The organism is Rhizobacter sp. P1_G5 (genome assembly GCF_056405435.1).
Genome location: NZ_JBFUCB010000975.1, coordinates 1 through 1,425, shown reverse-complemented (window position 1 = coordinate 1,425; position 1,425 = coordinate 1). Strand labels below are relative to the sequence as shown.

General features: G+C 72.4%; 3 protein-coding genes. All 3 read right to left on the bottom strand.

Annotated elements, in window-relative coordinates; translation table 11 throughout:
- Nucleotides 1-167 precede the first annotated feature (167 nt).
- Nucleotides 168-650, bottom strand: coding sequence for a molybdenum cofactor biosynthesis protein MoaE (locus AC1D12_RS33310; RefSeq protein WP_477845373.1), 483 nt, complete (start codon nucleotides 648-650; stop codon nucleotides 168-170).
- A gap of 1 nt (nucleotide 651) precedes the next feature.
- Nucleotides 652-903 (bottom strand): MoaD/ThiS family protein, encoded by a 252-nt coding sequence (locus AC1D12_RS33305; RefSeq protein ID WP_477845372.1) that lies wholly within the window; start codon nucleotides 901-903, stop codon nucleotides 652-654.
- The coding region (locus AC1D12_RS33300) for a molybdopterin-binding protein (RefSeq protein ID WP_477845371.1) at nucleotides 900-1,425 on the bottom strand (526 nt) is incomplete at its 5' end. The genes AC1D12_RS33300 and AC1D12_RS33305, both read right to left, overlap by 4 nt.

Here is a 1,425-nt window from a genome sequence, read left to right as displayed (position 1 = left end):
GATCAGCAGCCCGCCGGCACAGTTGACGAGCAGCGTGCCGAGCGGAAAACCCGCCCACTGCGCGTTCAGCCACAGCCCGGCCCACCAGCGCAGCAGCGCGCCGAAGACCGCGCCGGTGGCGACGGCCAGCACCTGCAGCCACGTGATGCCCGCACCGACGCCGGTCGTCATGGCGCGAGGTTTCCGCTCGCGATGCCCCAGCGCTGCAGCGCGGCATCGTCGTGGCTGCGGGCATCGACCCAGCGCGCGCCCTGCGGCGTGTGCTCCTTCTTCCAGAACGGGGCTTGCGTCTTCAGGTAGTCCATCAGGAACTCGCAGGCCTGGAAGGCCTGGCCGCGGTGCGCCGACGTGACGGCCACCAGCACGATCTGGTCCTGCGCATCGAGCACGCCGACGCGGTGGATCACGCGCGCGGCGCGGATGTCGAAGCGGGCCAGCGCCGCATCGATCATCGCGTCGATCGAGGTCTCGGTCATGCCGGGGTAGTGCTCCAGCTCCATGCGGCTCACGTCAGCGCCGTCGCTGCGGTCGCGCACCGTGCCGACGAACGCGACCACCGCGCCGACGCCACCGTCACCGGTGCGCAGGCGGGCCACCTCGGCACCGAGGTCGAAGTCTTCGGTCTGGATCGAGACGCGCGTGGAGCCCATGTCAGCCTCCGGTCACCGGCGGAAAGAAGGCCAGCTCGGCATCGTCGTGCAACCGCGCGGCTTCGTCGCACAGCACCTGGTCGAGCGCGCAGCGCACCGCCCGGGTTCGCGCCAGCGCCGCCGCGTGGCGCGCGTCAAGCGCGATCAGCGCGTCGCGCGCCGCGCCCACGTCGACGCCGTCTCGCAGCTCCAGCGTCTCGCCGCTGCCCAGCGACTCGCGCAGCGACGCGAAATAGCGGACACGCAGCTTCATGCGAGCAACTCCGAGAACGGCACGTAGCGCACCGTGTCGCCCACCGCGATCGCCTGGCCGGGTGGGTTGTCGACCAAGCCGTCGCCCCACACCGCGGAGCTCAGCACGCCCGAGCCCTGGTTCGGGAACARGTCCAGCCCGCCCTGGGCCGTGCGGCGCACGCGCAGGAACTCGCGGCGCCGGTCCGGCTTCGGCCATGCGAAATCGGCGCGCATCGGCACACCGGCCGGCATCCCGGCCGCGGCCCCTTGCAGCCGCAGCAGCACCGGCCGCACCGCCAGCAGGAAGGTGATGAAGCTCGACACCGGGTTGCCCGGCAGGCCGATGAACCAGGCTTCGCCCGCGCCGGAGGAAGCGCCACGCCGCACGCTGCCGAACGCGAGCGGCTTGCCCGGCTTGAGCGCGATCTGCCACAGGTCGAGCCGCCCTTCGGCCTGCACGGCAGGGCGCAGGTGATCTTCTTCGCCGACCGACACGCCGCCGCTGGTGACGATCAGGTCGTGCCCCCGTGCCGCCCGCACC

What these genes read in the sequence shown, in the direction of transcription:
- AC1D12_RS33310 (WP_477845373.1), bottom strand. Translation starts at nt 650, where the DNA reads ATGGGCTCCACGCGCGTCTCGATCCAGACCGAAGACTTCGACCTCGGT.
- AC1D12_RS33305 (WP_477845372.1), bottom strand. Translation starts at nt 903, where the DNA reads ATGAAGCTGCGTGTCCGCTATTTCGCGTCGCTGCGCGAGTCGCTGGGC.